We start from the raw sequence: 24,711 nt of genomic DNA, 5'->3' as shown, positions 1-24,711 counted from the left end.
CAAGTGCAGCGCAATTGAATGAAATCCTTGCCAAACGCCATGCGGCTGCCGCAATACGGCCATCTGACCGGCACGCCTGTCAGCGACCCTTTAGACATCGACAAGGCCGATCCTGGGGGGGGATGGAAGATGTCAATATTCACGCCGATCCGCCATCTGACGACGCCAGATGACGCGGGTCATTCGCGGATCACGGATTTGCAGATCATCTGCACAGGTGGGGTGGATGTGCTTTTCAGCATCACCCGCCATGACGGAAGGCTGCAAAGCTGGGATATCGCCGGTCCCGCGATCACCAGCGGTGCCATGCTGGCGCTTGAGGGGGGCGATCTGCCGGGCGGGACCGGGTCCATCGTCACGCTGACGGGTGCGGGCGGTCTGTCGCTGCTGATCGGGGGCGGCGCGGATGGCGCATATCAGCAGGTGGGCCTGATCAACGGGCAATTTCAGGTGCTGGAAACGCTGCCGGTCCTTGCCGGATTTCAGCACGGGCTGGCTGTCGCGCAAGCGGATGGCGGGCAGATCGTCTATGGTGGCATGGCTGGCACCGCTGGCATCGCGGCGCTGCAGTTCGACGTGAATGGCACCTTTGCCGGGCAGGCAGACCAGATCGCAACCAACGGACCGGTCGCTGCGATCACGATGGCGGGCAGCTATATCGTCACGGCAGAACAGGTGAGCGACAGATTGACCCTTTGGCAGACCGAACCCGGCGGCGGGTTGGCGCAAACCGCAACACTGTCGCCCGAGGACAACCTGTGGATCGCGGCACCCACGGCGCTGGGCACGGCGGTGGTGGACGGGATCACTTATCTCGTGCTGGCCGCCGCGGGCAGCAACAGCCTGAGCGTGATCGAGATCGGGCCGCTGGGCGATCTGATCATCCGCGACCATCTGCTGGATACAAGCCACACCCGCTTTGGCGGGGTGACGGCGTTGGATATCGTGACCGAAGGCGGGCGCAGCTATGTGATTGCGGGCGGGGCGGATGACGGGATATCTGTCTTTACCCTGCTGCCGGGCGGGCAATTGGTGGCGCTTGCGCATATCGCGGATACCACTAGCATCGGGCTGGACAATGTCAGCACCATCGCGGCGCGCGGGCGCGGTGGCGGGTTGGATATCTTTGTCGCCAGCAGCAGCGAACCGGGCGTCACCCAGGTGCGGCTGGACACCGTCCCTGCGGGCGAGACGCGGATCGCGGATCAGGCGGGCGGCGGTTTGGCAGGCACCGGCGACAATGATATTCTGCTGGGCGGCGCAGGCGATGATGTGATCATGGCCGGAAACGGCGATGATATCCTGCGCGACGGGGCCGGATCGGATGTGATGACCGGCGGGGCGGGCGCGGACTTGTTCATCCTGTCCCTCGACGGCGTATTGGATATCATCACCGATTTCACGCTGGGCGAGGATCGGCTGGACCTGTCGCTTTGGCCGATGTTGCGCGACATCAGCCAGCTGACCATGAGCATGACCGCGACGGGGATGCGGATTCAATATGGTGACGAGGATCTGATCATTCACAGCGCCGATGGCGCGCCGATAGATTACCGGCTGCTGACCAATGCGGATGTGCTGGGCGGCGGGTCGCGCCTGCCCGAAGTACTGACGCCGGGTTTTGCAGGCCCAGACAGACCGCCGCCTGATCTGACGGGCGCTGACGCACCGCCTGCCGCCGATCCGGGCGGGCCCTATTCGCTGCTGAGCGGATATCGCGCGCTTACCAGCGGCAATATCACCGACCTGCGCAGCGTCTTGCAGGGCCAACCGGCGCAGGATGGTGCGGTGGTCGTCGGGTCCGGTGCCGCGGGTCCGCTGATCGGGCGGGCCGCTGAAAACGCGCTGATCGCGGGAAATCGCGGCGATACGTTGATCGGCAACGGCGGCGATGACCTGTTGATCGGACGCGGCGGGAATGACGTGCTGATCGGGGGTGACGGGGCGGATATCCTGATCGGCGGCGGGGGCGATGATGATCTGCGCGCTGGTGACGGCAATGACCTGCTGATCGGCGGCGACGGCGACGACCGGCTAGCCGGGGGGCGCGGCAATGATGTGCTGATCGGTGGGGCGGGGGCGGATACGTTTTTTTTCAGTCAGGGCGAGGATCAGATCCTTGATTTCGACCAGGGGATTGACCGGATCATTCTGGATGCGCGGCTGTGGACCGGGCTGACATCGGCTGCGGATCTGTTGCTGGTGCATGGCCAGTGGGAAAACGACCGCGCCATAATCGACTTTGGCGCGGGCGATATCCTTTGGATCAATGGCGTCACCGATTTCGCGGCATTCGCCGATGATATTTCCCTGTTCTAGGCCTAGTTCGCGATGGATTGCAGCGTTGTCGCCACGCGGACCGCGGTCAGGGCAACACCCAGCGGGCTTTCGGTGCCATAGACAAGGTCGCCATCCTGGATCAGAAATTTGCCTGCCGAAAACAGCCCATCCGCCGTGGTCAGGTCAATCGTAAAGACGATCCGTTCCTGTGGCGGGCCAGAGACGCCGTCGCGGACTTCGGCAAAGTCGTATTCACGCAGGATCAGCACGCCCTTGGGGTTGGCCGAGGCAGCGGACACGCCGCCGATCAGGGCCATCGCCTCTAGTGCGGTCAGGTCGCCTGAGGGGAAATCGAACTGCGACTGTGACCCGGTCGCCCCCAGCGCCAGAAACTTGCGATCATCCGACACGACGCGCAGCCGGTCGCCACCCTGCACGGCGACATCAAGCTGTGGCTGTTCCAGCAGGCGTGTCAGCGACACGCCGTAAACCTGTCCGCTGCGCGTCAGCCGCACCTGCGGGTTCACGAATGCCGGATTGGCCCCGCCCGCCAGCGACAACAGGTCGAGCACGCGGAAATTACGGTCGGGAAGCTGGTAAACGCCCACACCTCCCACACCGTCGGTGATGGTTGCGGAATTGCTGCGTCCGGCCTCGACCACCAGTTGCACCTGCGCAGAGGGGATCGTGCGCACCAGTTCTTCTTCGATCCGGGCGCGCGCCGATTCGGGCGACATGCCCGCGATCCGCATTTCCCCGATATAGGGCACAAAGATACGGCCATCGGACCCGACGCTGGTTTGTTGCAAGGGGGTCGCGCGTTGCCCGGTCCCCGCGAGGAGCGAGTTTTCTTCGGCATCCCAGATGGTGAGCTGCACGGTATCGCCCGGCGCGATCAGCAGTGACGCAGGCTGTGCGACGGCATTAAACCACGCGAATTGCTGCACATTCCGGTTGGGCCAGCTGCGCAGCATCGGCAAGGTGGCACGCGTCACGGGATAAACGGCAAAATCATAGACGGGTGTTTCACCCTCTGCCGCAGTATTGGCATTGGCGGCGGCCAGTACTTCCGACTGGAAACCGGCACCGCGCGGCAAACCACATCCGGCCAGCGCTAGACAGGCCACCAAGGCCACAATTTTGTTCACCATCACACTGCTCAACCCTTGCGCTCAAACGTTTTGTTTTGATCGCAGTAAGGCTGAACCGGCTGTGCAGAGCAACTGCGCAAAAAACTTATCATAAGCAACGTGGTGTGGCCGCAACATAATGTGGTTCACAGGCCGGGGACCGCGTCAGAAATCTATGGCGATGCCCTTTTTCTCCCAATCGCCGTATCGCACGGGTTCAGGCCCGTCGCGCCCACCCAATTCGCGCGGCAGATCGGGTTTGGCGATCTTGCGCCGCGCTTCTGCCTCGGCCAAGGCGCGTTTGGCGGCGGGGGGCAGGTCGGCGGGGTGATCATCGCTCATGGCGCTCTCCTTGTCGGCGGTCATGGATTCATATACGCCGCTGGGACCCAGCTTCAAGAGTGACCCCATGGACCAAACCGGCTTGCTGCCGCGCCGCAGCGCCCATCATCTGCTGATGCAGATCACGACCGAGGGCCGCCTGATGCCCGAATTGATCGCAGGCGGTGCGCTGGCGCAGCTTGCGCCGGATGATCGCGCCCGCGCGCAGCGGCTGGCGACGGATGCGTTGCGCGGGCTGGACCGCGCCGACCGGATGCTGAAACCATATCTGAAAAAACCCCCCACCGATCATGTGATGAACGCGCTGCGGCTGGGCGTGATCGAACTGGTGCAGGGCGAGGCTGCGCATGGCGTGGTCAATGCCTATGTCGAGCTTGTCGCCCGCCACAAGCGCAGCCAGACGATGAAGGGCCTGACCAATGCCGTGCTGCGCCGGATCGCCGATGAAGGGCCCGACGCCTGGGCGAAACGCGCCGTGCCATTGACACCCGGTTGGCTGCGCCAGCCGCTGGTCGCCGCCTGGGGGCGCGACGCGGTGACGGGGATGGAGGCCGCGCATTTCGCCGGTGCACCGCTGGATCTGACCGCAAAGGGTGATCCGCAGGCGCTGGCTGATGCGCTGGGCGGTGTGGTGCTGCCGACCGGATCGGTCCGTCTGGCGCAGGCGGGGCAGGTGTCCGGCCTGCCGGGGTATGATGCCGGGGGCTGGTGGGTGCAGGATGCCGCGGCCGCCGTGCCGGTCAAACTGCTGGGCGATGTTGCCGGGCTGCGTGTGCTGGATCTTTGCGCCGCGCCGGGGGGCAAGACCCTGCAACTGGCCGCTGGCGGGGCCGATGTCACCGCCGTTGATCTGTCGGAAAAGCGGATGGTCAAGCTGGGCGAGAATCTGGCCCGCACCGGGCTGACCGCCCGGACTGTCGTCAGCGATGCGTTTGACTATACGCAGGGGGGCTTTGATGCGGTCCTGCTGGATGCGCCCTGTTCGGCGACCGGCACGATCAGGCGGCACCCGGATCTGCCTTATGCCAAGGACGGGTCCGACTTCGGCGCGCTGATCGCGCAGCAAGAGGCGCTGATTGACCATGCCCTGACGCTGCTGCGCCCCGGCGGGCGGCTGGTCTATTGCACCTGTTCGCTGCTGCCCGACGAAGGCGAGGTGCAGGTAGAAGAGGCTTTGGCCCGCCATAAATGGCTGAAAATCACCCCTGTCACCCTGTCCGGCCTTGATCCCGCATGGGCCACCGACGAAGGCGGTCTGCGCCTGCGCCCGGATCACTGGGCTGAGCTGGGTGGCATGGATGGGTTCTATATCGCCGTTCTGACAAAGGCCGCGTGACAGCACCGGATTGCTTTTCTATGGTCTGCCGGAATCCGGGCAGCCCGCCCACAACCCCAAGGCCGCAGCCAATGGCACAATCCACCACATGGCGGGACCGACTGGCCGCCTATCTTGATCGTCACCATGCGCGCCGCGCGGGGCGCGCCAGAGTGACGACCGCGTTTACCATGCCGCCAGAGCCGCGGCGCATCGGGCTGGTGGTCAAGGGGCAGCAATTGATCGCGGGAGAGTTCCTGTTTTCCGGGCGGCGGTTCAGCCACCCTGCCCTGTCGGTCTGGGATATCGCCCCCAATGATGCCGTCATCGCCGCAACGGCGCATGGCTGCGACTGGCTGGATGATCTGGCAGCCCTTGGCACCGAACCCGCGCGTGCAAGGGCGCAGGGTTGGGTCTTTGACTGGATCAAGCGTTATGGCGCGGGCGATGGCCCCGGCTGGCAGGCCCGGATCACCGCGAAGCGGCTGGGCGCATGGATCAGCCATAGCGATTTTCTGCTGCGCGGGCAGGATAAGCGGACGGTCGACGCTTTCATGCAGAGCCTTGCGCGGCAGGCGCGTTTCCTTGGTCGGCGCTGGCAGCGCGGCGGGGATGACATCGCGACGCTCACAGGGGTGATCCATGCGGGGTTGATGCTGGATGGCATGGCCGCGCCGGTCGATGGGGCGGTCAAGGCCCTGGCCGTGGCCTGTCAGAGCCAGATTGATGCGACAGGCGGTATCCCCACGCGCAATCCCGCGACCTTGCTGGCGATTCTGGGCGATCTGACGACCAGCCAGCAGATGCTGACCGCCGCAGGGCGCCCGGTGCCAGCGCGGATATCGGACACGATCGCGCGCATCGTGCCTGTCCTGCGCGGGTTGCGCCATGTAGATGGTGGCCTCGCGCGGTTTCATGGCGGCGGGCGCGGTGGGGATGGCCAGTTGGACGCGGCGCTGGCCGCATCCGGGGTCAAGACCCCGGCCACGCATGTGACACCGATGGGCTATGCCAGACTGATCGCCGCGCGCAGCAGCGTGATCGTCGATGCCGCAGCGCCGCCGATGGGTGTGGCATCCGTCGATGCCCATGCCAGCACCCTGGGGCTGGAACTGACATCGGGCCGGCGGCCGCTGATCGTGAATTGCGGATCGGGCGCGCGGTTCGGCGATGAATGGCGGCGCGCCAGCCGCGCCACGCCAAGCCATTCGACACTGGGGCTGGACGGCGTGTCTTCGTCCAATCTGGGCCAGACGCGGGAAGAATGGCTAAGCGACGTGCCCGGCACCGTCCGCGCCGAGGTGTCGGCGGACCCCACCGGGCGCAGGCTTGATCTGTCGCATAACGGCTATCAGCGCAGTCACGGCCTGACCCATGCGCGCATGCTGAACCTGTCCGCCGATGGCCGCGCCCTGACCGGAGAGGATCTGCTGACCACACTTGGCCCGCAGGACGAGGCGCAGTTCGACCGCGTCTTTGACCGCACCCTGCGCGCTGGCATCGGTTTCTCGATCCGGTTCCATCTGCATCCTGACGTGACCTGTGCGCTGACCCGTGACAACAGCGCCGTATCACTGTGGCTGAAATCCGGTGAGATCTGGATGTTTCACCATGACGGGGCGGCGCAGATGACGGTCAGCCCGTCGGTTTATCTTGAAAACGGGCAATTAAAGCCGCGCAGTGCGCAACAGGTGGTTTTATCCGGCAGCGCTTTGGCCTATGCGACGCGCGTCAGGTGGTCGCTGGCAAAGGCCGAGGATACCCCGCTTGCCGTGCGGGATCTGGCCCGCGCCGACCCGCTGGACAAGGCTTATCAGACCTAGAGGAATGCGATGACCGACCATGCCCCCCTGCGCCGTGCGCTGCTTTCTGTTTCAGACAAGACCGGGTTGATTGACCTCGGCCATGCGTTGGCCGCACGCGGGGTCGAATTGCTGTCCACCGGCGGCACCGCCAAGGCCCTGCGCGACGCGGGGCTTGAGGTGCGCGATGTGTCCGATTTCACCGGTTTTCCGGAAATGATGGATGGCCGTGTCAAGACGCTGCATCCGGTCGTGCATGGCGGCTTGCTCGCGCGGCGTGATCTGGAAAGCCACCGCGACGCGATGGTGGAACATAATATCGGGCCGATCGACCTGCTGGTCGTGAACCTGTATCCGTTCGAGGAAACCGTCGCCAAAGGTGCCGATTTCGACACCTGTATCGAGAATATCGATATCGGCGGCCCGGCGATGATCCGGTCTGCCGCGAAAAATCACGCCTTTGTCGCGGTCGTCACCGATGTACAGGATTATGAGGCGCTGCTGGCGGAAATGGATGCCAATGATGGGCAGACCACTTTGGCACTGCGGCAGCGGCTGGCGCAGACGGCGTATGCCCGCACGGCGGCCTATGACACTGCGGTCAGCACCTGGATGGCCGGGGCGATCAACACCGACACCCCGCGCCGCCGGTCGTTCAGCGGCACATTCAAGCAAACCATGCGTTATGGTGAAAACAGCCACCAGCGCGCGGCGTTTTACACCGATGGCACGAACCGTCCCGGCGTCGCGACCGCCCTGCAGCATCAGGGCAAGGCATTGTCCTATAACAACATCAACGACACGGATGCCGCCTTTGAACTGGTCGCGGAATTCGATCCCGCGGATGGCCCGGCCGTGGCGATCATCAAACATGCCAATCCCTGCGGTGTCGCACGCGGCGCGACGTTGCTGGAGGCGTATCGACACGCCTTTGACTGCGACCGGACGTCTGCCTTTGGCGGGATCGTCGCGCTGAACCAGCCGCTGGACGAAGCGACGGCCAAGGCCATCGTCGAGATTTTCACCGAAGTCGTGATCGCACCGGGAGCGTCTGATGCGGCCAAGGCGATCTTTGCCGCCAAGAAAAACCTGCGGCTGCTGACCACCGACGGTCTGCCCGATGTAAAAGCGCCGATCACCACCTATCGTCAGGTCGCGGGCGGTATGTTGGTGCAGGACAAGGACACCGGCTATGTCGGCGTGGATGACCTGAAGGTCGTGACCAAGGTCGCGCCCACCGATGCGCAGATGAAGGACCTGCTGTTCGCGTGGAAAGTCGCCAAACATGTGAAGTCCAACGCCATCATCTATGTCAAGGATGCCGCCACCGTGGGTGTGGGCGCGGGCCAGATGTCACGACTGGATTCTGCCCTGATCGCCGCGAAAAAGGCCGAACGCATGGCCGAGGCGATGGGGCTGGATGCGCCGCTGACCATCGGGTCTGCCGTGGCGTCAGACGCGTTCTTTCCCTTCGCCGACGGGTTGATGGAAGCGGCGGCCGCCGGTGCCACCTGCGTAATCCAGCCCGGCGGTTCGATGCGCGACGACGAAGTGATCGCCGCAGCGGATGAGGCTGGCATTGCCATGGTCTTTACCGGCATGCGCCATTTCCGGCATTGAGGGGACCACGATGCGCCTGATGTTCTGGACCGGTTTCTGGGTCTTTCTGATCGACCAGATCAGCAAGTATTTCGTCGTCCATTGGCTGGGCCTGATCAACACGCAAAGCGGGATCATCGAGGTCTGGCCACCCTTCATCGAATTCCGCATGGCGTGGAACCGGGGCGTAAATTTCGGCCTGTTCGCCGATTATGACATGCGTTGGGCGCTGATCGCCGTCGCGCTTTTGATCAGCGCGGGTGTGATCTGGTGGCTGAACCGCACCGGCGGGTCGAAATGGACCTATATCGCCGGGGGTTTCCTGATCGGCGGGGCACTTGGCAATGTCGTTGACCGGTTTATCTATGGCGCAGTGGCGGATTTTCTGAACATGTCGTGCTGCGGGATCAACAACCCCTATGCGTTCAATGTTGCCGATGTGGCGATTTTCGCAGGGGCCATCGGGTTGGCCTTTCTGGCGGATGATGGCAAGAAACGCGCGTGACCTAAGGCGGTGCATGCGGTAATCATCTGGGACAAAGCGAAGAGGATATCGCATGCGCGCCTTTCTTACTTGTATCATTGCCCTTGCTTTGCTGGCGGCCTGTAGCAGGAATGACGGATCAGTCCGTGACTTTGGCACGGCGACTGTCGGCCCGGCAGAACTGTCACTTGTCACCGCGAACCCGCTGCAGACGCCGCCCACGCTGGATTTGCCGCCGCCGACCCCCGGTCAGACCAATCTTGCGAACCCGCGCCCCCGCCGGATCGCTGCGCCGCAATAGCCACTGTGTCACAACCGCGTATGGCGGCTTGAACATCGGCGCGAGGGGCGTAGCTTGTCGCTTGATCAATCAAACCGCCGGGGTCCCATGACACGCTTTTTCGCCGCTTTTTTCCTGATTGCGCTGGCAATGACTGCCAAGGCCGATCAGGTGACGACCCAAACGCTCGACAATGGTCTGGAGGTCGTGGTGATCGAAGACCGCCGCGCCCCGGTGGTGGTGCATATGATGTGGTACAAGGTCGGGTCCGCCGATGAACCGGCAGGCCAATCCGGGATCGCGCATTTTCTGGAACACCTGATGTTCAAAGGCACCGATGTGCTGGCCCCCGGCGAATTTTCGCAGGTCGTCGCGGCGAATGGCGGCAATGACAACGCCTTTACCAGTTTCGACTATACCGCCTATTTCCAGCGGATTGCGTCGGACCGGCTGGAACTGATGATGCAGATGGAATCCAACCGGATGAACAATCTTGCCCTGACCGAGGATGACATCACTTTTGAACGCCGCGTGGTGCTCGAAGAACGCAATCAGGTCACCGAAAGCAACCCCGGCGCCGTGGCGCGCGAACAATTCATGGCGGCGCAATATCAGAACCACCGCTATGGCATCCCGATCATCGGCTGGCAGCATGAGATTGAACAGCTTGATATGACCGAATTGCTGGATTTCTACGCACAGCATTACGCCCCCAATAATGGCGTGCTGGTCGTCGCCGGTGATGTGGACCCGGGCGAGGTGCTGGCATTGGCGCAGCAATATTACGGGCCGATCCCCGCAAGGGCGGATCTGCCCGACCGCATCCGCCCGATTGAACCGCCCCAGCGCGCCGAGCGGCGTATCACCTATACTGACCCGCGCGTCAGCCAGCCCTATCTGGTGCGCAGCTATCTGGCCCCGCCACGCGACAGCGGCGCGCAGGAACAGGCGGCGGCGCTGGTCTATCTGGCAGAGCTGCTGGGCGGTTCGCCCTTTACCTCTGATCTCGGGCGTGCCTTGCAATTCGACAGCCAGACCGCGATCCAGACCAGCGCGTCCTATTCGGGCATGTCGCTGGATCAGACCACGTTTTCACTGGCGGTGGTCCCCAGCGATGGTGTGACACTGTCAGAGGCCGAGGCGGCGATGGACGATGTCATCACCGCTTTTATGGAGAACGAGATTGATCCTGCCCGCATGGACGCGATCCGCACCCAATTGCGCGCCTCTGAAATCTATGCGCTGGACAGCACACAAGGGCTGGCGCGGCGCTATGGGGCGGCCCTGTCCTCTGGCTTGACGGTGGAGGACGTGCAGCAATGGCCCGATATCATGCAATCGGTCACCCCCGAACAGATCAAGGATGCGGCAGCGCAATTGTTCAACCGCAATCAGGCTGTGACCGGCTGGGTCGTCGCCAACCAAGAGGAGGCACGCTGATGCTGCGTATTCTGACAGCCCTGTGGTTTGCCTTGCTGGCCAGCGCCGCACATGCCGAGATTGAAATTCAGGAAATCACATCCCCCGGCGGGATCAATGCCTGGGTGGTTGAGGAACCCAGTATCCCCTTTGTCGCGCTGGAAATCCGGTTTCGCGGTGGGGCCTCGCTTGATGAGTCCGGCAAACGCGGCGCGATCAACCTGATGGCTGCGCTGCTGGAAGAAGGGGCCGGTGATCTGGACGCGCAGGAATTTCAGACCGCGCGCGAGGCTTTGGCCGCCAGATACAGTTTTCGCGCCAGCGACGACACAATCAGCATTTCCGCACAATTCCTGACCGAAAATCAGGAGGAGGCCTTGGCCCTGCTGGAACAGGCGCTGATCAATCCCCGCTTTGACCAGCCCGCGCTGGACCGCGTCCGCGCGCAGGTTCTGGCCAGCATCGCCAGCGATGCGCTGAACCCGCGCAGCATTGCCAATGCGGCGCTGAATGCGGCGGCTTTTGGGGATCATCCCTACGGCACGCCGCTGGATGGCACGGCGGACAGTGTGCGCGCCCTGACGCAGCAGGACCTGATCACAGCACATCGCAACACGCTGACGCGCGACCGGCTTTATGTGTCGGTCGTGGGTGATGTGACATTGGAACAGGTCGGCCCAATGCTGGATGCCCTGCTGGGCAATCTGCCAGCCGAGGGGCCACCCCTGCCTCAGGATGTGGATTTCGGCCTGCCCGGTGGCGTCACGGTGATCGATTTCGACAATCCGCAATCCTTTGCCCTGTTCGGCCATGAAGGCATCAAACGCGACGATCCTGATTTCTTTGCCGCCTATATCATGAACCATGTGCTGGGCGCGGGCGGATTCCAGTCCCGCCTGATGACAGAGGTGCGTGAAAAGCGCGGCCTGACCTATGGCATCGGCAGCTATCTGGCGCCGATGTTCCATGCGGAAATGGTCCTGGGCAGCGTCGCGTCCTCCAACGCGACCATCGCCGAGGCGATTGAGGTCACACGCGATGAATGGGCGCGGATGGCGGAGGAAGGCCTGACCGAAAACGAACTGGCCGCCGCCAAGACCTATCTGACCGGCGAATATCCGTTGCGCTTCGACGGCAATGCCGCGATTGCGACGATCATGGTCGGCATGCAGATGATCGACCTGCCGCCAGACTATGTGATCAACCGGAACGATTATATCGAGGCTGTCACGCTGGAAGAGGTGAACCGCGTCGCAGGTGAACTGCTGCAACCCGACGACCTGCATTTCGTGGTCGTGGGGCGGCCCGAGGGGTTGGAGGCGACGCCTTAAACCCTCTCGCAGAATCGCAGCAATCTGCTATAGCTTGTGGGATGAATACACCCGCCCCCCAGATACAGCCCCGTCCGGTGATCCGGCAGTTGGACGAAGCCGCGATCAACCGGATCGCGGCAGGCGAAGTGCTGGAACGCCCCGCCTCTGCCGTCAAGGAATTGGTGGAAAACAGCGTTGATGCGGGCGCGACACGGGTCGAGGTGGTGATCGCCGATGGCGGCAAGACCCTGATCCGCGTCAGCGACGATGGGTGCGGGATGGCGGCGGATGATCTGCCGCTGGCCCTGTCGCGCCATGCGACGTCCAAGATCGATGGGTCTGACCTGCTGAATATCACATCATTCGGGTTCCGGGGCGAGGCTTTGGCCTCGCTCGGTGCTGTCGGGCGTTTGCTGATCACCAGCCGCACGGCGGGAGACGCTGCGCACAGCATCGCCGTGTCCGGTGGTCGCGTCAGCGATGTGCGCCCTGCCGCGTTGAGCGGCGGCACAGTCGTGGAATTGCGCGATATGTTCTACGCCACGCCCGCCCGGCTGAAATTCCTGCGCACCGACCGGGCAGAAGCGCAGGCGGTGGCAGATGTTGTCAAGCGGCTGGCGATGGCGGAACCTTTCGTGACCTTCATCCTGCGTGATGCATCCGGCGGGGATAACCGCGTCGTGTTCCGCGCCGACGCGCAGACCGGCGATATGTTCGATGCGTTGCACGGACGGTTGCAAACTGTGTTGGGGCGCGATTTTGCCGAAAATGCCTTGCGGATTGACGCCGAACGCGACGGGTTTCACCTGACCGGCTATGCCGCCTTGCCGACCTATTCGCGCGGGGCGGCGGTGGCGCAATTCCTGTTTGTGAACGGCAGGCCTGTACGTGACAAGATGCTGCTGGGCGCTTTGCGCGCCGCCTATATGGATGTGCTGTCGCGCGACCGGCATCCTGTTGCGGCCCTGTTCGTGGATTGCGATCCCACGCTGGTCGATGTGAACGTGCATCCCGCGAAATCAGAGGTGCGGTTTCGCGATCCCGGCGTGGTGCGCGGGCTGATCGTGTCTGGGTTGCGGCATGCTTTGGCGGGGGCCGGGCATCGGGCTTCGTCCACTGTGGGCGATGCGACGCTGGGTGCGATGCAGCCGCAGACCACCACACCGCGCGTCTATCAGATGGATCGCCCAAGTTTCAGCGCCCGGTCGATGACGTTTCAGGCGCAGGCACCGGGATTTGCAGAACTGCCGTCAGGCCGGGTCGAGCCGCCGATGGATGACAACAGCGCCGATCTGCCGCTGGGGGCCGCCCGCGCGCAGCTGCATGAAAATTACATCATCGCCCAGACCGCCACCGGCATCGTGATTGTCGATGGTCATGCTGCGCATGAAAGACTGGTTTATGAAAAGCTCAAGGCGCAGATGGCCGCCAATGGGGTCGCCGCACAGGCGCTGCTGATCCCCGAGATCGTGGAATTGTCGGACCATGAAACGGCAGCGCTGCTGGATATAGCGGATGATCTGGCCCGGCTGGGCCTGACGATTGAACCCTTTGGCGGCAATGCCATCGCCGTGCGCGAAACGCCTGCGATTCTGGGCGAGGTCAACGCGAGCGCCATGCTGCGCGATATTCTGGACGAACTGGCCGATCAGGGCGACAGCGCCGGCGTGCAGGCGCGGATCGAGGCGATCCTGAGCCGGGTGGCCTGCCATGGATCGATCCGCACGGGGCGGCGGATGCAGGCGGCGGAAATGAATGCGCTTTTGCGTGAAATGGAAGCGACGCCGCATTCGGGGCAATGCAACCACGGACGACCGACCTATGTGGAACTGAAACTCTCCGATATTGAAAGGCTGTTTGGCCGCACATGATCCAGATTGGTGAAAACATTTACGCGTTCAGCGACCCTGTCGTGCTGATGGTGCTGAGCGCAATGGCGGCGCTGTTGCTGATCGTGATCCTGCTGATCACGACGCTGCGGCGCGCCGGCAAATCGGGCGAGGCGGTGGATTATGTCGCCCATCAGGTCGGGCGGCTGTCGCAGGATATGATCGGGCTGGCGCAGGGGCAGAACCAGCTCGCAGGTAATATCCAGACCGTCAGCGATGCGCAGGCCAATGCGCAGGTCCGCGTGATCCAGACGATGGAAACGCGGCTCGCGCAGGTACAGGCGCAGGTCGCCGAACGGCTGGCCGACAACGCGCTGAAATCGGCGCATTCGCTGGCGGAAATGAATGAACGGCTGAAGGAAACCCTGACGGGGAGTTCCGAGAAGACCACCAAAAGCCTGACGGAATTGCAGGAACGTCTGGCCACCATCGATCGCGCACAGACCAATATCGAAAAGCTGTCAGGTGATGTCTTGTCCTTGCAGGATATCCTGTCGAACAAGCAAAGGCGCGGGTTGTTCGGGGAAATCCAACTGATCGATATCGTGTCCAAGGCCCTGCCCACTGATAGTTTTACCCTGCAGGCCACGCTGTCGAATGGCAAGCGCGCGGATTGTCTGGTGCATCTGCCCAATCCGCCCGGCCCAATCGTGATCGACGCGAAATTCCCGTTTGAATCCTATGAGGCGCTGGCGCGTGCCGAAACGCAGGATTTGCAGAAAATCGCCCTGCGTGATTTGGGGAATGCGGTGCGCAAGCATATCAAGGATATCTCGGACCGCTATATCATCGAAGGCGAAACCGCCGATGGCGCGATCATGTTCCTGCCGTCAGAGGCGGTTTACGCCGAATTGCACGCCCGCCTGCCAGAGGTGGTGCGCGCCGGTTTCGATGCCCGCGTCTGGATCGTATCGCCCACGACCTGCATGGCGACGCTGAACACGATGCGCGCGATCCTGAAAGATGCGCGGATGCGCGAACAGGCGGGGGCGATCCGTAAGGAATTGTCGCTGCTGGGCGGGGATGTGGACCGGCTGGTCACCCGCGTCGGCAATCTGGACCGGCATTTCGGCCAGGCGGCGAAGGACCTGGAAGATATCAAGATATCTGCCGAAAAAGCCGGAAAACGCGCCAACAGGTTGGATAATTTCGACTTTGCCGAGATTGCCCCCGAAGAGGCTCCACTGCCGATCACCCCGCCGCAGACCTAGGGTGGGTCAAGACCCACCTTACCTGTCAAATCCCGATGAACCGTTGCGCCAGACGCGGCACCAGACCGTTGAACCGCAGGGGCGCGTCGGTTGCAGCAAGACAGATGCAATCCATCCCCGCCTCTGCCACAGGTTTGTGGTTCAGATCCTCGTTCGCGACTTCGATGTCACCTGCGGCGAAACGGTCGGTTTCATCAACGAATGCCCCCTGCAGAACCAGCGTCAGTTCCAGCCCACGATGCCCGTGATCCGGCACCGCCGTGCCCGCAGGAATACGCAGCAGGCGCACGCTGGCACCCGACGCCGTTGGCAGCACCATCTGGCTGACACCGCCACCGACGCGGCGCCATGTCACATGTTCCAGATCGCCGCCAACATAGTCCCGCAGGGGCGCGGGAAACAGCCCCGTAACGGATTTGGTCTGCGGCTTGTGCAAAGGCGCGCCGGTGCCAATCCGGGCCATCGCCTGGGCCAGAGCATCCTCGGCCATATCGACAGGATCGGTGTCCACCATCACCTCGCCGCCCACGGCGTCAAATTCGGCAAGGGCAGCGCGGCAGGTGTCGCACATCGAAATATGGGTCGCTACCACCAGATTGAAGGCTTCCGGCAGGGTGCCGGCGGCATAGCCCATCAAAAGGGCATCTGTCAGATGGTGTTTGATCTTGTTCATCGTCATATCACTTCATTGTGTGGCGCAAGCGTTCCAACGCCAGCCGTATCCTTGATTTGATCGTGCCCAGCGGCAGACCGGTTTCGGCGGCAATTTCGCTATGGCTCAACTCGCCGAAATAGGCGCGCTGGATCAGTGCTCTTTGTTCCGCGGGCAAAGCGGCAAGCGCCTGCCCCAATTGTTCCGTTTCCTGTTGGAGGCCCATCGCGTCGGCCTGATCAGGCTCTGCTTCGGGGCCCCAGGGCAAATCTTCCGGCTCGGGCCGCTTTTGTTTGCGCAGGATGTCGATCCGGCGGTTCCGGGCGATGGTGAATATCCAAGTGGACACACTCGCCTTGGACGGGTCGAACAGATGGGCCTTGTTCCAAAGGGTGACCATCACCTCTTGCGCGCATTCTTCGGCCAGATCCGGGCTGGCCCCCGATTTCATGAGGAACGATTTCACCCGCGGGGCGAAATAGGCGAATAATTCGGCAAAAGCCGCCTTGTCCTGACGATCCCGTACGGCGGCGACCTGATTCACCCAAGCCATCCGTTTGGTCGTTGCCTCTGACGTCACTTGCCTTGCCCCCATGCTCCGCTTTCGCGTTGTGCTTGCCCTAGCATAGACAGGCATCACCACAACTGCATCAGCTTTCGCAAAGGTAAGTGTTTCGTTCAACATGTGTTTATTACGCCGCCCGTCTGGCGCTGGATCAGGGCCGCAAAAGATTTTTGCGTGATCCGACATATTTCGCGCTACGTAACGTGTCTAAGAAGAACCGCATGAGGCAGCAGGAGTAGCCAGTGACATTTTTACGACCCGGGGCCTGTGTGCCGCAAAAGATCGCCGTCATCGGCGCAGGCATTTCGGGTATGGGGGCAGCCCATGCTTTGGCCACCGATCATCATGTGGTTCTGTACGAGGCCGAGACCCGGCTTGGCGGCCATGCCCGCACACGGATGGCGGGCAAAAACGGCGATCAGCAGGTCGATACCGGGTTTATCGTGTTCAACTACGCCAATTATCCGCATCTGACGGCGCTGTTCGATCATCTCGCCGTGCCGGTCGTCAAAAGCAACATGAGCTTTGGCGCATCTTTCGGTGGCGGGCGGATGGAATATGGTCTGGCCAGTCTGGACGCCCTTTTCGCGCAGCGCCGCAATGCGGGCAATCCGCGGTTCCTGCGGATGGTCCGCGATATCTTGCATTTCAACAAGCACGGGCTGGCTGCCAGTCAGGATCAGAGCCTGACCATCGGCGGGTTACTGCGGAAATTGCGTCTGTCGGATTATTTCCGCGATCATTATCTGCTGCCGTTTTCCGGCGCGATCTGGTCGACGCCCAAACAAAAGATTCTTGATTTTCCCGCCCATGCGATGATGACGTTTTTCGACAATCACGCTTTGTTGGGCGCGACCGGCCAGCATCAATGGTACACGGTGGATGGCGGATCGCAGGCCTATGTGTCCCGCCTTGGCGCGGATATGGAAAAGCGCGGCGTGGAACTGCGCCTTGGTGCCGCTGTCAATGGTGTGCGCCGCAATCCGGGCGGGGTCGAGGTGAAAGCAAAGGGCGGCGATTGGGAACATTTCGACGAGGTAATCTTTGCCAGCCATTCCGATCAGACTCTCGCCATGCTGACCGACGCGTCAGAGCCAGAGCGCAAGATGCTGGGCGCGGTCCGCTATCAGCCGAACCGGGTGGTGCTGCATTCCGACACATCGATCATGCCAAAGCGCCGTCAGGTCTGGTCATCCTGGGTCTATTCAGAAGACGTGGATCATCAGGGCGGCGAGATCGATCTGACCTATTGGATGAATTCGCTGCAACCCTGGCTGAAGGCCGATGACCTGATGGTCACGCTCAACACCCGCCGCCAGATCAGCGAGGAATTGATCTGGGACGAGGTGACTTTGCATCATCCGGTCTATGACCTTGCCGCGCTGGCCGCGCAGAAAGCCGCGGTTGCGATGAACGGCACCAACCGGACGTGGTTCTGTGGCGCATGGATGAAGAACGGCTTTCACGAGGATGGATTGTCCAGCGCGCTTGACGTGGTCGGCAGGCTGAACGCGCCGGACCGCATGGCGATCGCGGCAGAGTGACTGCGCAGGTCCATCATATCGCGGGTGAAACCTATCACGGGCGGCGCGGGGCGACGAAGAACGCCTTTCGCTATTCCATCGATTACGTGCTGCTGGATGCAGAGGCCGATCTGGCCACGCCGCGCCTGTTCGGTCGCAATTCAAGCAATCTGATGTCACTGCATGACAGCGACCATGGCGGACCACCCAAACAGGGGCGCGGGGCTGCGTGGGTGCGTGACGTGCTGCAGACGCATGATGTGCCGCCGCCTGACAGGATCATGCTTTTGGCGCAGCCGCGTGTGCTGGGCCATGTGTTCAACCCGGTATCGTTCTGGCTGTGTTACGACGCGGACGGGCTGACCACGATCATTGCGGAGGTCAGCAATACGTTCGGGGACCGCCATTCCTATCTGTGCCGCCGCGCGGACGGACGGGCGATCACAAAGGCGGAAACGCTTGCGGCGACCAAGCTTATGCATGTGTCGCCCTTTCAGCCGATAGAGGGCGGCTATGTTTTCCGTTTCGATATCCAGCCCCGCAGCATTGGTATCTGGATCGACTACAGCCGTGGCAACGGCGGGTTGATCGCCACGCTGACCGGCGCACGGCGCCCGATCAGCAATGGCAGTATCATCCGCGCCGTGTTCCGCCGTCCGTTCGGGTCGCGCCGGGTGCTTGCGTTGATCCACTGGCAGGCGGTCAAACTGTGGTGGAAAGGCGCGACTTTCCGGTCGCAACCCGCCCCACCGCGCGACGAGGTCAGCCGGTGAAAGCCCTGACCGAAAGGTTGCCCGCCTATAGCCTGTTCGCTGCGGTGCTGTCAGGCGCGGGCCTGCCGATCTATATCTATGCCCCGAAATATTACGCCGATACCTATGGCGTCAGCCTGACCGCATTGGGGGCCGTGCTGTTCGGCCTGCGCCTGTTCGACGTGGTGCAGGACCCCGTGCTGGGCTGGATCAGCGAAAGATTGCGCGCAGCCAAGAAGCTGGCGATCTCACTGACCGCCCTGGCGCTGGCCCTGTCAATGCTGGGCCTGTTCGCCGTGGCCCCACCCATCGCGCCGATCTGGTGGTTCGGGCTGACGATCACCGGGCTGTTCACCGCGTTCAGTTTCCTGACGATCAATTTCTATGCGCAGGGCATCAGCAAGGTGGGCCATGCCGAAGGCGGGCATGTGCGGCTGGCCGCGTGGCGCGAAAGCGGGGCCTTGCTGGGGGTCTGTATCGCTGCGGTGATCCCCACGCTGCTGATGGATGTGACCGGCAATCCTTTTGCGATCTTCGCCTATGGCTTTGCCATCGTTACGCTGATCGCCGCATTTTTCATGTGGCCGGAATGGAAAGGCCGGGTCACGCAGGACCCATCGCATATTCGCGACATCATTGCTGACCCAATTGCGCGGCGTTTGCTGATCCTCGCGCTGGTCAATGCCACGCCACTTGCCGTGTCATCCACCCTGTTCCTGTTCTACGTCGAAAGCAGACTGGGCGCGCCGGGGTGGGAAGGCGCGCTGCTCGTGCTGTTCTTCCTTGCCGCAGCCCTGTCATCACCGCTGTGGTCCGCACTGGCGCGCCGTTTCGGGGAAAAACCCGTTCTGCTGGCGGCGATGGTGCTGGCCGTAGCGTCCTTTGGCTATACACTGAGTTTATCGACAGGCGATGTGATCCCCTTCGCGATCATCTGCGTATTAAGTGGCGGAACGATCGGGGCGGACCTGACGTTGATGCCTGCGATGTTCGCCAAACGCATGGCGGTCATTTCACCCAATGGCGGGCAGGGTTTCGGGCTTTGGTCACTGGTGAATAAATTCACCTTGGCCTTTGCCGCCGTGGTGTTGTTGCCGCTGCTGGAAAGGTCAGGCTTTGCCGCAGGTGCGACGGACCTGCCCGATCAGGCGCTGACCACGCTGACGCTGCTTTACGCGCTGGTGCCGTCGCTGTTGAAACTGGTGGCGATTGGCTTGCTGATCGGGACCAAGCTGAAGGAATAAGGGATGTCGGTTCTTGGTTGGATGGTGATCGGGGCGCTGCTGGTGCTGCTGGCCGTGATCGCCCGGACGCGTCTGGCATCCTTTATCGCGCAAAGGCCGGGCGATTACGCTGACGGGCCATGCTTTGACATCCGCGAAAAATTTAACGGCCCGCTGATCTGTGAAGGCGTGATGTATGGCCCCACCGGCAAGGTCGTGTCGCGGTTCGTTGCCGATTTCGAGGCGTCGTGGCACGGCGATGTCGGCACGATGACCGAAAAATTCCGCTATGACAGCGGGCTGCGACAGGAACGTTGCTGGACCCTGACGCTGTCCAGTGACGGCACGATCAAGGCCGAGGCGCCCGATGTCATCGGCACGGGTTCGGGCCAGCAGCAGGGGTCTGCCGTAGTGCTGCACTACCGGATAAAACTGCCCAAAGAGGCTGGTGGTCACGCGCTTGATGTTACAGACTGGATGTATCTGACATCAAACGGATCGATCATGAACCGCAGCCAGTTCCGCAAATGCGGGATCAAGGTGGCGGAACTGGTCGCCACAATGCGGCCCCGCGACCGGGCCTATGCAGGAGAATGACGTGAAAGACTGGCAGGGAAAACGATATTGGATTGTCGGCGCAAGCGAAGGGTTGGGGCGTGAAGTTGCCTTTTGCCTCAGCCGTGCAGGGGCAGAATTGGTCGTTTCCGCCAGGTCCGAGGATCGTCTGCAAGACCTGATCGAGGATTTACCTGGCAAGGCGAGCTATGTCACCGTCGACGTGACTGACCGGGCGGCAGTTGAAAAAGCCGCGCTTGAGGTCGGGCAGATCGACGGCGTGGTTTATCTGGCGGGCGTTTACTGGCCGATGAAATCGCAGGACTGGGACAATGAAAAAGCCGATATGATGGGCGAGGTGAATTTCCTTGGTGCGTCCCGTGTCGTGGGATCGGTGATCAGGGATATGATCGCGCGCGATGCCGGGCATATCGTGCTGGTCGGCTCTCTCTCGGGGTTCCGGGGCCTGCCGGGTGCCATCGGCTATAGCGCGTCCAAGGCCGGGATGATGGCGCTGGCAGAATCCATGCAGGCCGATCTGCGCAATACCGGCGTGCAGGTCCAGTTGGTCAACCCCGGTTTCATTAAGACACGGCTGACCGACAAGAACGATTTCAAGATGCCTTTCATCATGGAACCGCAGGAAGCCGCGAAAGAAGTGTTCGAACACATGACCACCGATGTGTTCAAGAAAAGTTTCCCGATGATGTTTTCATGGGTGTTCCGTCTGTCGCAATTCATGCCCGACTGGATGTATTACCGCCTGTTCGGCGCAAAATAGCCGCAAACCCTTGCGCCAGATCAAGTCCTTTCGTGCTATGATACGACAAGGCTGGTGCAAAGGAGATCCGACATGCTGCCGATTTCATCTGACAAGGTCGCCGAGGTTATCATCCTCGCCCGTGAACTCGACCGCGCCGAAAATGAGTTTGACGGTTTCGTTGACCGCCTGAACGAAGACGAACAGGCCGGGCTTGTTGCTGTCTTCTGGATCGGGCGCGGCACATTCGAACCGGATGATCTGGCAGAGGCTTTCCGCACCGCGCTGCTGCAAGCGGATACGCCCACGGCCAATTACCTCAAACGGTCCCCGCATCTGGCCGACCATCTGGAAAGCGGGCTGGAGGCATTGGGCATCGACAGCAGCGCGGTCGAGGATGCGCTTTATCGCCGGATCTAAACCATGGCCCGGTCGCACCAGTCCTGCGCGCGGCCCCAGACACCGGATTGCAGATCGTCCAGCGTCAGAAGATAGGGCAGTAACTGACCCGAGAAATCTTCACTGCTTTCGGCGGGCAGCATGGACGGAAGGTTGTCGATCGCCGTCACATCCAGCACAGGGGTGTCATGCACCCGCAAGGCAGGCGCATCCCAGCCGGTCGTCCGGTCATAAACCTTGATCGGGGAAAAATCGCTGTCGGGGTCGCAGGCGATATCGCCGATCACAGACAGGCGCCGCGCCGCCACTTTTGCACTGATGGGCACGAAAACCGGCGTGCCCGGACGGGCAAGGATACAGTTGAGGAATATATCATGCGCCAGCACTTCGGGGAACGGCCCGCCATGCGCAGTTTCGGCCATGTCCCATCCGGTGACAGGCACGCCCATCGCCTGACACAGATCCGCGGCCCCTGTCCCCACGCGGCCCAGCGCCCCGATGATCAGCGCAGTGGGCCGTGCTGTGCCCAACGCGACCAGCCTTTCCTGCAGATCACCCAGCAGATGCGCCGCAGACGGGCAGGCGCGCACGGGGCCGGCGACCTGCCCGCGTTGCTGCGCCATCCAGCACAGCAGCGCCACAGCCGCCCCCGCATAGCCCGCCCAATAGCCAAAGGCAGCGACGCGACGCCCGCCGTCATCGGTCAGATATTCAAGATCAAGCAACGTGCCGCCCCCGGCACGGAACCGGTGCAGCAGCACCTGCCCGGCTGGCTGACCTTTATATGCATGGCCGAACATGATGTGGCGGTGGCGCAAGGGGGCGCCATCGTCGGGCAGTTCCTTCAGGCCAAAGATGATCGCATTCACAGGCGCATCGGGCCAACCGAATTCCGGCGCGATGTCGCAGCCCGCAACGACGTAATCCGCGACGGGGATGATCCGCTGGTGGCTTTCCTCGACCGTCACCCGGAACCCCGCCGCGATCAGCTTGGCCGCCCCTTGCGGAGTCAGTCCGACGCGTTCTTCATGTGGACGGCTTTCCGCGCGAACCCAGAGATGCGGCATCAAAGCATGCCCTTGTCATGGACCGCCTGCACCGACGGGCGCGCCCGCATCCGATTTGCGAAATCAGCAAGCTGCGGGTAATTTTCAATCTCCACCCCATCGCCATTGAGCCATGTCAAAACGACATAGAGATAGAAATCAGCAATGGTCAGGCCATCAGGCCGCAAATGCCAGAGTTGTTCCAGATGCGCGCAGCTCACCGCCATTGTTTCAGGCACCTTGCGTTTCATATCGGCATGGCTGGCGGCATCGTCGGCCCAGCGCGCGCCGCGTCGGCCATGGGCGTGGTTCACATGCATCGTGCCGCAGATATAATACATAATTTCGCGCATCCGCGCCGCCGCCAAGGGATCGGCAGGCACCAGACCAGGCGCGATATATTCCAAGATCGCCCCGGTCTCGGTCAGGATGCCATCGGGTGTTTCGAGCACCGGCACCCGGCCCTTGGGATTCACCTGCAAAAAGGCGGGCGTCGTCTGGGCCGCCTTGGCGAAGTCCACAAGGACGGGAGTATACGGGATAGCGCATTCTTCCAACGCGATGGCGACGGCGACTGATATGGTGTTGGGGCTGTAATGCAGGGTGAACATGACCGGGGTCCTTTAATAATGCGTCACCGCATGGACACGGTCGGGCATGTCCAGATGCGGTACGGCGTTGAAGCTGGCCAGAATAGGCCCTTGCGGGATGACCTGCACCCGGTGGACGGAAGAATTCATGATTGGCAGCAGGATATGCGCCATCCGCATCGGATCAAGGTTCAGCAGATGGCGGATGATCATCCCGATCACCCCCCCCGAGGTCACGCAAAGCACGCGCACACCGGGTCGCGCGGCCTCTGCCAGCACGCCGGTCACGCGGGTTTCAAAGGATGCAAAGGTTTCCACGCCCATGATTTCCGCGCGGTGCCAGGCCTGCATGACCTGCGGCACATGGGCGGCAAATTCATCCGGGCCGGGGATCGGCACGCCATGCACATCCTGCAAGGCGCGGCCAAGGGTGAAGTAATCCATTTCGTTCAGGCGCGGATCGATCACCGGATCGGCGTAACCGATCCCGGCGGCGGTTTCGCGGTGGCGGCGCAGGCTGCCGCTGATCACCTTGTCAAATGGGCCTTCTCGGTCGCGCAGATAATCACCCAGCCAGCGGGCCTGCTGATGACCCAGATCGGACAGCTTGTCATAGCTGTCTTCGTCCTTGGCGGCTGAATTGGCCTGCCCGTGCCGGACCAGAATGATTTCACCCATCGGATTCTCCTGTTTCACGACAGGGTTAAGGGCAGTTGCGGGCGATGACAACGGCGCGCGCGGTGGCGGTTTGGGCCGCTTTTGATCACGCGGGCGCGAATGGACTGAAATAATCGCAAATTATCGCCTTGGGTGAATTTTTAACTTGTGAACGGGTGAAGTGAAACTCGCCAAATCCACGGTTTTGATCCTGCCCGACCTGCACAGAACATGTGGCATTTCAGTGCGTCATCGCACATAAATGGCGAGATAGGACGAACCTCCTAAATACAAGCACGAAAAGCGATCACATTTGGCCTCTTTTTCGTGATCGTGTTCCCCCTTTCCGAATGCGCAGAAAGGGCCGATCTCTGTTTCACCGACAGCGAAACAACACGCTGTCACGCAGTCCCTTCGGCGTCTCATACGCCGTTAACCAATTGAATAGGAAACAGTAATATGTCTATCAAAGCATTCGCTATCGCCGCAGTCACACTCGCATCCACCGCCTCTGTCGCTTCGGCCAACAGCTATTTTGAACTGCCACGCGCCCAGACGCCGACCAGTGCCATCGATCTGGGTATCGTCCGCGCAGCCGGAAACGGTGTTGTCGAGATTTACGACTATCACACCGGCACGCAGGGCGCGCTGCTTGGCACACAGAATGTGTCCGAAGGCGCCAATGCCGACGTGCGCGTCAATACAGGCGCGCCGGTCCGCCGTGACGTGATCGCGCTGCTCAAGATCGACGGCGAAGTTGTCGCCACCGAAACCTATCGTATCGGCCGGTAAACTCTGACGTCTCCCTGTCATGCTGGGCCGCCTTTGTTCGCAAAGGCGGCCTTTTGCATGTTTCTGCCAAGCAACGGGTTGTTCAGCGATTCCGGTTATGGGATTGATACCGGCAATCATAAAAACCAGATAC

The 24,711-nt window shown here is 61.9% G+C and carries 24 protein-coding genes; 17 read left to right on the top strand and 7 right to left on the bottom strand.

Going from position 1 to position 24,711, the window contains the following annotated elements; translation table 11 throughout:
* Positions 1 to 129: 129 nt before the first annotated feature.
* Entirely contained in the window at positions 130 to 2,319 is a 2,190-nt protein-coding gene (locus tag ACK4TM_RS05105; protein WP_409697725.1) for a calcium-binding protein, read from the top strand.
* 2 nt (positions 2,320 to 2,321) lie between these two features.
* Here the strand turns inward: ACK4TM_RS05105 and ACK4TM_RS05100 are convergent, their stop codons facing one another.
* Together ACK4TM_RS05100 and ACK4TM_RS05095 are read right to left on the bottom strand one after the other, a co-directional pair.
* On the bottom strand, positions 2,322 to 3,431 hold the full coding sequence (locus tag ACK4TM_RS05100; protein WP_409697722.1) for a polysaccharide biosynthesis/export family protein: 1,110 nt from the start codon (positions 3,429 to 3,431) through the stop codon (positions 2,322 to 2,324).
* Between the two features lie 144 nt (positions 3,432 to 3,575).
* Positions 3,576 to 3,752: a DUF1674 domain-containing protein gene (locus tag ACK4TM_RS05095; protein WP_409697719.1), complete on the bottom strand. Its 177-nt coding sequence runs from the start codon at positions 3,750 to 3,752 to the stop codon at positions 3,576 to 3,578.
* Positions 3,753 to 3,819: 67 nt separating this feature from the next.
* On the opposite strand from ACK4TM_RS05095, the gene ACK4TM_RS05090 reads away from it, so the two are divergent.
* The 9 genes from ACK4TM_RS05090 to ACK4TM_RS05050 all read left to right on the top strand — a co-directional run bounded on the left by ACK4TM_RS05090 (position 3,820) and on the right by ACK4TM_RS05050 (position 15,064).
* Positions 3,820 to 5,088 (top strand): RsmB/NOP family class I SAM-dependent RNA methyltransferase, encoded by a 1,269-nt coding sequence (locus ACK4TM_RS05090; RefSeq protein WP_409697716.1) that lies wholly within the window; start codon positions 3,820 to 3,822, stop codon positions 5,086 to 5,088.
* Positions 5,089 to 5,159: 71 nt separating this feature from the next.
* Complete coding sequence (locus tag ACK4TM_RS05085; protein WP_409697713.1) at positions 5,160 to 6,890, top strand: heparinase II/III family protein; 1,731 nt, start codon at positions 5,160 to 5,162, stop codon at positions 6,888 to 6,890.
* 9 nt (positions 6,891 to 6,899) lie between these two features.
* Complete coding sequence (gene purH / locus ACK4TM_RS05080) at positions 6,900 to 8,489, top strand: bifunctional phosphoribosylaminoimidazolecarboxamide formyltransferase/IMP cyclohydrolase (RefSeq protein WP_409697710.1); 1,590 nt, start codon at positions 6,900 to 6,902, stop codon at positions 8,487 to 8,489.
* Between the two features lie 10 nt (positions 8,490 to 8,499).
* Positions 8,500 to 8,973, top strand: a complete 474-nt coding sequence (gene lspA / locus ACK4TM_RS05075; RefSeq protein ID WP_409697707.1) for a signal peptidase II — start codon at positions 8,500 to 8,502, stop codon at positions 8,971 to 8,973.
* 52 nt (positions 8,974 to 9,025) lie between these two features.
* Complete coding sequence (locus ACK4TM_RS05070) at positions 9,026 to 9,253, top strand: DUF3035 domain-containing protein (RefSeq protein ID WP_409697704.1); 228 nt, start codon at positions 9,026 to 9,028, stop codon at positions 9,251 to 9,253.
* An 87-nt stretch (positions 9,254 to 9,340) separates the two neighbouring features.
* On the top strand, positions 9,341 to 10,672 hold the full coding sequence (locus ACK4TM_RS05065; protein ID WP_409697701.1) for a M16 family metallopeptidase: 1,332 nt from the start codon (positions 9,341 to 9,343) through the stop codon (positions 10,670 to 10,672).
* A complete protein-coding gene (locus ACK4TM_RS05060; protein ID WP_409697698.1) occupies positions 10,672 to 11,982 on the top strand; it encodes a M16 family metallopeptidase in 1,311 nt (436 codons plus the stop codon). Before ACK4TM_RS05065 ends, ACK4TM_RS05060 begins: the two co-directional genes overlap by 1 nt.
* A 41-nt stretch (positions 11,983 to 12,023) precedes the next feature.
* A complete protein-coding gene (gene mutL, locus ACK4TM_RS05055) occupies positions 12,024 to 13,835 on the top strand; it encodes a DNA mismatch repair endonuclease MutL (protein ID WP_409697695.1) in 1,812 nt (603 codons plus the stop codon).
* Complete coding sequence (locus ACK4TM_RS05050) at positions 13,832 to 15,064, top strand: DNA recombination protein RmuC (RefSeq protein WP_409697692.1); 1,233 nt, start codon at positions 13,832 to 13,834, stop codon at positions 15,062 to 15,064. The genes mutL and ACK4TM_RS05050 overlap by 4 nt, the downstream gene beginning before the upstream one ends.
* A gap of 25 nt (positions 15,065 to 15,089) precedes the next feature.
* Here the strand turns inward: ACK4TM_RS05050 and ACK4TM_RS05045 are convergent, their stop codons facing one another.
* Both ACK4TM_RS05045 and ACK4TM_RS05040 read right to left on the bottom strand, forming a co-directional pair.
* A complete protein-coding gene (locus ACK4TM_RS05045; RefSeq protein WP_409697689.1) occupies positions 15,090 to 15,737 on the bottom strand; it encodes a ChrR family anti-sigma-E factor in 648 nt (215 codons plus the stop codon).
* A 7-nt stretch (positions 15,738 to 15,744) separates the two neighbouring features.
* The gene (locus ACK4TM_RS05040) at positions 15,745 to 16,269 is read right to left on the bottom strand and encodes a sigma-70 family RNA polymerase sigma factor (RefSeq protein ID WP_409697731.1); all 525 of its coding nucleotides are present in this window, start codon (positions 16,267 to 16,269) and stop codon (positions 15,745 to 15,747) included.
* A gap of 254 nt (positions 16,270 to 16,523) precedes the next feature.
* Here ACK4TM_RS05040 and ACK4TM_RS05035 point away from each other — a divergent pair, with 254 nt between their 5' ends.
* The 6 genes from ACK4TM_RS05035 (at position 16,524) to ACK4TM_RS05010 (ending at position 21,514) form a co-directional block, all read left to right on the top strand.
* A complete protein-coding gene (locus tag ACK4TM_RS05035) occupies positions 16,524 to 17,825 on the top strand; it encodes an NAD(P)/FAD-dependent oxidoreductase (protein ID WP_409697686.1) in 1,302 nt (433 codons plus the stop codon).
* The gene (locus tag ACK4TM_RS05030; RefSeq protein ID WP_409697683.1) at positions 17,822 to 18,577 is read left to right on the top strand and encodes a DUF1365 domain-containing protein; all 756 of its coding nucleotides are present in this window, start codon (positions 17,822 to 17,824) and stop codon (positions 18,575 to 18,577) included. The genes ACK4TM_RS05035 and ACK4TM_RS05030 overlap by 4 nt, the downstream gene beginning before the upstream one ends.
* Complete coding sequence (locus ACK4TM_RS05025; RefSeq protein WP_409697680.1) at positions 18,574 to 19,800, top strand: MFS transporter; 1,227 nt, start codon at positions 18,574 to 18,576, stop codon at positions 19,798 to 19,800. The genes ACK4TM_RS05030 and ACK4TM_RS05025 overlap by 4 nt, the downstream gene beginning before the upstream one ends.
* 3 nt (positions 19,801 to 19,803) lie before the next feature.
* Positions 19,804 to 20,376 (top strand): DUF3833 family protein, encoded by a 573-nt coding sequence (locus ACK4TM_RS05020; RefSeq protein ID WP_409697677.1) that lies wholly within the window; start codon positions 19,804 to 19,806, stop codon positions 20,374 to 20,376.
* A gap of 1 nt (position 20,377) precedes the next feature.
* Positions 20,378 to 21,115 (top strand): SDR family NAD(P)-dependent oxidoreductase, encoded by a 738-nt coding sequence (locus ACK4TM_RS05015; RefSeq protein WP_409697674.1) that lies wholly within the window; start codon positions 20,378 to 20,380, stop codon positions 21,113 to 21,115.
* 72 nt (positions 21,116 to 21,187) lie between these two features.
* On the top strand, positions 21,188 to 21,514 hold the full coding sequence (locus ACK4TM_RS05010; RefSeq protein WP_409697671.1) for a DUF3775 domain-containing protein: 327 nt from the start codon (positions 21,188 to 21,190) through the stop codon (positions 21,512 to 21,514).
* Here the strand turns inward: ACK4TM_RS05010 and ACK4TM_RS05005 are convergent.
* Genes ACK4TM_RS05005 through ACK4TM_RS04995 form a run of 3 tightly spaced genes read right to left on the bottom strand, consistent with a single transcriptional unit; the run spans position 21,511 to position 23,807 of the window.
* Positions 21,511 to 22,560, bottom strand: a complete 1,050-nt coding sequence (locus ACK4TM_RS05005) for a saccharopine dehydrogenase (protein ID WP_409697668.1) — start codon at positions 22,558 to 22,560, stop codon at positions 21,511 to 21,513. The genes ACK4TM_RS05010 and ACK4TM_RS05005 overlap by 4 nt on opposite strands.
* Positions 22,560 to 23,150: a glutathione S-transferase family protein gene (locus ACK4TM_RS05000; RefSeq protein ID WP_409697666.1), complete on the bottom strand. Its 591-nt coding sequence runs from the start codon at positions 23,148 to 23,150 to the stop codon at positions 22,560 to 22,562. The genes ACK4TM_RS05005 and ACK4TM_RS05000 overlap by 1 nt, the downstream gene beginning before the upstream one ends.
* Before the next feature lie 12 nt (positions 23,151 to 23,162).
* Complete coding sequence (locus ACK4TM_RS04995) at positions 23,163 to 23,807, bottom strand: histidine phosphatase family protein (RefSeq protein ID WP_409697663.1); 645 nt, start codon at positions 23,805 to 23,807, stop codon at positions 23,163 to 23,165.
* Positions 23,808 to 24,245: 438 nt separating this feature from the next.
* On the opposite strand from ACK4TM_RS04995, the gene ACK4TM_RS04990 reads away from it, so the two are divergent.
* Positions 24,246 to 24,578: a hypothetical protein gene (locus ACK4TM_RS04990; RefSeq protein ID WP_409697660.1), complete on the top strand. Its 333-nt coding sequence runs from the start codon at positions 24,246 to 24,248 to the stop codon at positions 24,576 to 24,578.
* Positions 24,579 to 24,711 lie beyond the last annotated feature (133 nt).

It is taken from the genome of Yoonia sp. (genome assembly GCF_046292185.1).
Taxonomy (GTDB): domain Bacteria; phylum Pseudomonadota; class Alphaproteobacteria; order Rhodobacterales; family Rhodobacteraceae; genus Yoonia.
Note: the sequence above shows the minus strand (reverse complement) of the source record. Positions and strands in the feature narration are given on the sequence as shown.